Origin of the sequence: Pseudomonas sp. NPDC087814, assembly GCF_044742865.1 — a bacterium.
Lineage (GTDB): Bacteria > Pseudomonadota > Gammaproteobacteria > Pseudomonadales > Pseudomonadaceae > Aquipseudomonas.
The window spans coordinates 1-5,975 of the sequence record NZ_JBIUVK010000092.1; the positions used below are offsets into that span (position 1 = coordinate 1).

Sequence of the window (5,975 nt, forward strand, 5' to 3'; positions counted from 1 at the left end):
CATAATGTGTCAACCATGTCCCCGTACATGTGTCCACCATGTGTCCGGTCCGTACACGCTTTTGCAAAGTGACTCGCTGTAAGAGCGAAACCATAGGCGGCCGTTACCTAAATAACGGATATGTACACCCCGCCCCGCCCCGCCAAAAAAAACCTCACACCAACCGCTTGATCTGCTTATGCCGCCAAACCAGCCGGTAATAAGCCGTCTGCAACCCCAACATCGCCAGATACGTCACCGGAAACGCCATCCACACCCCTTCCAGCCCAAACCGCGCATTCAGCAGATACGCCACCGGCAACTCCACCCCCAACACGCAAACGATCGAGATCCCCACCGGCACCAGCACCACCCCGCTGGCCCGCATGATCCCGCCCACCACGGCCTGGAAACCGAACACCAGGATGCTCCAGAGCATGATATGCAGCAGGTGCTCGGCCTTGACCCGCGCATCCACGTCGGTAATGAACAACCCCAACAGCCAGTGCGACAACACATACCCCAGCACTATCAACCCACCCGTCAGGCACAGGTTGATCAAAATCCCCGTACGCAGGATCGGCCCGATCCGCTCCAGGCGCCCCGCCCCGATCGCCTGCGCCCCCAGAATCGACGCCGTGATCGCAATCGACAACGCCGGAAACTGCACATAGTTGACGATCTGCGTCACCGCCCCATACGCCGCCGTCGCCTGGGAACCATGGCTGTTGACCAGCGCCAGAATCACCAGCTCCGACAACGACAGCACCACCATCTGCAACCCAGTGGGCAACCCGATACGCAGGACCTTGCCCAGGATCACCCGATCCAGCCGCAGCGCCGCCATCAACTGGCGATCCGGCGCCATCACGTGGTTTTTATGGCGCAGGCGCAGCACCAGGAACGTCATCGCCAGGGCATTACCCACCAACCCCGCCACCACCGCGCTCTGGATACCCATCGGCGGCAGGCCCAGCCAGCCCTTGATCAGCGCAGGGGTCAGCACCAGGCCCACGGTGGTCGACACCATCAGCGCCAATAAGGGCGACACCGTGTCACTCACGCCCCGCAGCAGTTGGGTGAACAGGATGAACACCAGCAACAGCGGCATGATCAGCATCATCATCTGCGCATAACCCACCGCGTCATCCAGCACATCCACCGGTGTGCCCAGGGCCTGCATTGCCGGGCGCGCAAACACGCTGCCCAGCACCGCCGCGATCACCCCGATCAGGGCGCCGAGGGTCAGGGTGGCGCCGGTGATCGACTTGACCATCGAGGTTTCCTGCGCGCCCCACGCCTGGCCGATCAGCACCGAAGCGCCCGCCCCCAGGCCGATCACCAGGGCGATAAAGAAAAACACGATGGGGAACATCCCCGACACCGCCGCCAACGCCTGGGTGCCGAGCATCTGCCCGACATAGATCCCGTTCAGCGTGCCGGAAAAGCTCTGGAGGAAATTGGACAGCACCATGGGTGCCAGAAAGATCAGGTAGATCTGCCACAACGGTCGTTGCTGGGTGACTTCCATGAAGGTTCGGATCTCAATGCAATTAGGCAGGGAAAGCGTTGCGTGACAACCAGGCCAGGTACAACTTCACATCCACCGGCCAGTGCGCGATCTTGTTGGAAAATTCCGCGCCGTCCTGGGCAAACAACGCCCGCGAGGCTTCTTCAAAACCTGGCAGGTCGCCGCCCAGGGCGCTCATGAAACGATAGCTGGATTCCTTGGCCTGGCGTCGCTCATCGTGCTCGGCATGGGCGTTGCGCGCTTCATCCACCAGCCGGCGCAAGGCCGCCGAGGCGCCGCCGCGCTGTTGCCCCAGCCACTCCCAATGCCGTGGCAGCAGGGTCACTTCACGGGCGACCACCCCCAGCTTCGGTCGGCCTACGGTAGGTGACGCCGGCACGTCGGCCTCCGTCACCGCGACGGTCGGTTGCTGCGGTGCGTAACCGGCGGGCCAGGGATAGTCGACTTGAACGCCGCTGGCGTCATCAAACACCAGCAAGCTGCCCGTCGCCAGGTCGAGGCTTTTCAGGTTTTTGGCGACGTCGGCATAAGAGCCGGCAGCCACGCGTTGGTGGCCAAGGAAGGCGGTGCACTGTGATGCGCTCATGACTTTTACCCGGATTATTTTATTTTACCCGGGTTATATTAGTCTGAAATTTATTGGATGCAAGCCGCTTGTTGCGAAACCACCAAACGATCACTGTCGACAGTCGCGCCCATGGGGCCCACACCCGGGTCGCGCAATACGCATTCGGCAATCGCCGGCTCCAGCTCCACCCGCAATCGGCGGCCCAAGGCGCGGGCGCCGAACCGTACGTCATGGTCGCGGCACAGCCAGGCACGTGCCGATTCATCCAGCACCAATGATCGGTGCTGCGCCGCCAGGCGTTGATTGAGTTTGCCGAGTTCCACCTTGAGCAGCGCCTCAAGCCACTGATGGTCGATGGGCTCGAACATCAGGATACGATCGATGCGATTGAGAAATTCCGGCTCGAAGTGGCGGTGCAAGGCGTCCTCCAACACCCCCGCTTCACCGCGCCCCCACCAGCGCAACGGGGCAAAGCGTTGCCGGTGCCGACGCGCCTGCTGGGCGCCGATATTGCTGGTCATGAAGATCAGGCTGTTGCGAAAGTCCAGCGTACGAGTGCCGCCCGCCAGCGTCAGCTGGCCGTTTTCAAGGATGCCCAGCAGGCTGCGCACCACCTCCTGGCTGGCTTTCTCCAACTCGTCGAACAGCACGATACCAGGGCGGCTGTAGCTACCCTGGATCAGTTCGCTGTTGAACAGGCTGATGCCCTCCTTGCTGCCGACATAACCCGGCGGTGCACCGGTGAGTGCGGCGGCATAATGCTCCTGGGCCAGGGTGTGCATGTCGATACGGCAGAACCCGTCGGCACGCCCGTGCAACGCCTGGGCCAGCAGCCGGACGATTTCCGTCTTGCCGACCCCGGTAGGCCCCATGAACAGGTTGACGCTCAACGGCCGCTCACGCTCACCGATATCGGCCTTGACCACCTTGAGCAACCCTTCCATTTGGGCCAGGGCTGCGTCCTGGCCAACGATACGGCTGCGCAGCAAGGCCATGACCTGGGCCGGTTCAAAAGTAAACCGCATGCCTCAACCCGCCGTTTTTTCTTTACCGCCATGGGGCAACTGCCCCACCGGGCATTCGGCGACACCGACGGTGCTGCGAGTGAATGCCTCGACATTCTCTTGGGCCTTTTGCGCGTCCAGCACCCAGGTGCGATAGAACTCGAATGGGCAATCCGCCACGCCCTTGTCCCCATCGCCCGAGGCATGCATGCCGGTGTAGCCACGGTGCAGCAACTTGAACAGATGGTTCTGCGACTGGTCGTTGGCCCGCGCATCGCGGATCTGCGACACCGACAGCTGGGCGTACTGAATGCCCATCTCTTCTTCGCCGCACTCGCCTAGGGTACGGCCATCGAAGCCGATGATCGCCGAGTGCCCGAAGTATGAATACACCCCGTCGAACCCCGCCGCATTCGCCACCGCCACGTAGCAGTTATTGGCCCAGGCCATGCTCTTCGACATCTGCACCTGCTGCTCCTTGGCCGGGTACATATAGCCCTGGCAGCGCACGATCAGCTCGGCGCCTTTCATCGCGCAGTCACGCCAGATCTCCGGGTAGTTGCCGTCGTCGCAGATGATCAGGCTGACCTTCATGCCCTTGGGCCCGTCGCACACGTAGGTGCGATCGCCCGGGTACCAGCCCTCGATCGGGCACCACGGAATGCATTTGCGATAACGCTGGACGATCTCGCCGAGGTTATTGATCAGCACCAGCGTGTTGTACGGCGCCTTGTGCGGGTGCTCCTCGTGGCGTTCACCGGTCAGGGAAAACACGCCCCAGGTATTGGCCTGGCGGCAGGCCGCGGAGAAAATCGCCGTCTCCTCGCCGGGAATACTCGCGGCGGTCGCCATCATCTCGTCGTGGTCGTACATGATCCCCATGGTGCTGTATTCGGGGAACACCACCAGGTCCATGCCGGGCAAACCCTGCTTCATGCCGACAATAATCTCGGCAATCTTCTTCGCGTTATCGATGACTTCGGCCTTGCTGTGCAGGCGCGGCATCTTGTAGTTCACGACAGCAACGCCGACCGTGTCCGGGCTGCTGGAAATGTCGCCATGGCGCATTGCAAATCTCCTCGGTCAATGACTGATCATCCAGGGCCGTGGCCCGGTCCTGGTCTTGAGCCCCAGCGGGTTGGCCTTGCTCGGCACCACCGGCTTGCTGGTGCCACAGCAACTGCAGCCCGCCGGGTGCTTGCGCGCTGCCTGATATTCGCCGACGGTTTGCGGCGCATGGGCGCTGCGCTCGTTACCGGCTATGGCCTTGCGCTGATTGGCCGACAGCGTGGTCAGCGCCGGCGCCGACAGCAGCAACTGCCCGCCCGGGCCGTCGCAATACGGGCATTGGCTGGGTTCGTGACGTTGGGCCATGGGCCGCAGCATCGTGAAGGTGCCGCAGGACTCACAGGCATATTCATAGGTCGGCATGGCTACAGGTCCGGTGCGATGGGCAGGTCGATGCTGCCGTCGAGGAATTGGGTCGGGCCGCTGGCATTGGGGTTGATGTCGAACTCGAAGATTTCAGTCGGCAGCCACAACGTCGCGCAGGCGTTGGGGATGTCCACCACGCCGCTGATATGCCCCTGCACCGGCGCCGAGCCGAGCAACGCATACCCCTGGGCCGGCGAGTAGCCGAACTTGGTCAGGTAGTTGATCGCATTCAGGCAGGCCTGGCGGTAAGCGACATTGACGTCCAGGTAATGCTGCTGGCCCTGTTCGTCGACGGAGATGCCTTCGAAGATCAGGTAGTTCTTGTAGTTCGGGGTGATCGGGCTTGGCTTGAACACCGGGTTCTTGATCCCGTATTTGGCCATGCCGCCCTTGATCAGCTCGACCTTCATGTGCACCCAGCCGGCCATTTCGATGGCGCCGCAAAAGGTGATTTCGCCGTCGCCCTGGCTGAAGTGCAAGTCGCCCACCGACAGGCCGGCGCCGTTGACGTACACCGGGAAATAGATCTTCGAGCCGCGGGACAAATCCTTGATATCGCAGTTGCCGCCATGCTCACGGGGCGGCACGGTGCGGGCACCGGTGGCGGCGGCATCATCACGGGCCGAGCCCTTGAGTTTGCCCATGTGCGCGGTGGCGGCCAGCGGGGCGTTGGCCAGGGGTGGGACGCGGGTCGGGTTGGTGTCGATCAGCTCCTGCTCGCGACGATTCCAGTCGGCGAGCATCACCGGGTCGGGCAGGCAGCCGATCAGGCCGGGGTGGATCAGGCCCGCAAAATTGACGCCCGGGATGTGCCGGGAGCTGGTGAACATACCCTTGAAATCCCAGATGGCTTTTTGCGCGCTGGGGAAGTGATCGGTGAGAAAGCCGCCGCCGTTCTGGCGGGAGAAGAAGCCGTTGAAGCCCCACTGGGAGTCGGCCTTGGCGCCGATGTCGAGCAGGTCGACCACCAGCAAGTCGCCGGGTTCGGCGCCGTGTACGCCCACCGGACCGGAGAGGTAATGCACGGTGGAGAGGTCGACGTCGCGCACGTCGCTGGCGTCGTCGTTGTTCTTGATGGCGCCGGCGGTCCAGTCGTAGGTTTCGAGGATGAAGTCATCGCCGGGTTTGACCCAGCAAGCCATCGGGATGTCCGGGTGCCAACGGTTGTGGATCTGTTCGTTTTCGGTGACGGGTTGGTTGAGGTCGACTTTGATCAGGGTGTCGGTCATCGAGGTGCTCCCGGAGGGTGGGTTGGCTGTCGGGAGCAGTCTCACGGGGATGGGGTTGGGCGGGGAATACGTTGGATGACGTATGCGTCTTTGGGGTTGGGGGGCATATCCGTTTTTTGGGTGATGGCTGATATCGGTTCCGCTCTTACAGCGGCTCACTTTTGAACAGCGCAAAAGTAAGCAAAACGCTCTTGCCCCACCACTCGGCACCTCGCCTAGGCTCGGTGTGC

Annotated in this window: 6 protein-coding genes; all 6 read right to left on the minus strand. The window is 62.4% G+C overall.

Annotation, left to right across the window (positions count from 1 at the left end; all coding sequences use genetic code 11):
* Nucleotides 1–154: 154 nt before the first annotated feature.
* The 6 genes from ACIOMR_RS30530 to fmdA are packed head-to-tail and all read right to left on the minus strand — an operon-like array spanning nucleotide 155 to nucleotide 5,745.
* Nucleotides 155–1,510 (minus strand): MATE family efflux transporter, encoded by a 1,356-nt coding sequence (locus ACIOMR_RS30530; RefSeq protein ID WP_003218590.1) that lies wholly within the window; start codon nucleotides 1,508–1,510, stop codon nucleotides 155–157.
* 22 nt (nucleotides 1,511–1,532) lie between these two features.
* A complete protein-coding gene (locus ACIOMR_RS30535; RefSeq protein WP_401198129.1) occupies nucleotides 1,533–2,096 on the minus strand; it encodes a DUF2239 family protein in 564 nt (187 codons plus the stop codon).
* 50 nt (nucleotides 2,097–2,146) lie between these two features.
* On the minus strand, nucleotides 2,147–3,103 hold the full coding sequence (locus ACIOMR_RS30540) for an AAA family ATPase (protein WP_087693090.1): 957 nt from the start codon (nucleotides 3,101–3,103) through the stop codon (nucleotides 2,147–2,149).
* Between the two features lie 3 nt (nucleotides 3,104–3,106).
* Nucleotides 3,107–4,150 (minus strand): aliphatic amidase, encoded by a 1,044-nt coding sequence (locus tag ACIOMR_RS30545; protein ID WP_003218599.1) that lies wholly within the window; start codon nucleotides 4,148–4,150, stop codon nucleotides 3,107–3,109.
* Nucleotides 4,151–4,165: 15 nt separating this feature from the next.
* Nucleotides 4,166–4,513: a zinc ribbon domain-containing protein gene (locus tag ACIOMR_RS30550; protein ID WP_008432727.1), complete on the minus strand. Its 348-nt coding sequence runs from the start codon at nucleotides 4,511–4,513 to the stop codon at nucleotides 4,166–4,168.
* Between the two features lie 2 nt (nucleotides 4,514–4,515).
* Complete coding sequence (fmdA, locus tag ACIOMR_RS30555; RefSeq protein WP_003218608.1) at nucleotides 4,516–5,745, minus strand: formamidase; 1,230 nt, start codon at nucleotides 5,743–5,745, stop codon at nucleotides 4,516–4,518.
* Between the last annotated feature and the right edge of the window lie 230 nt (nucleotides 5,746–5,975).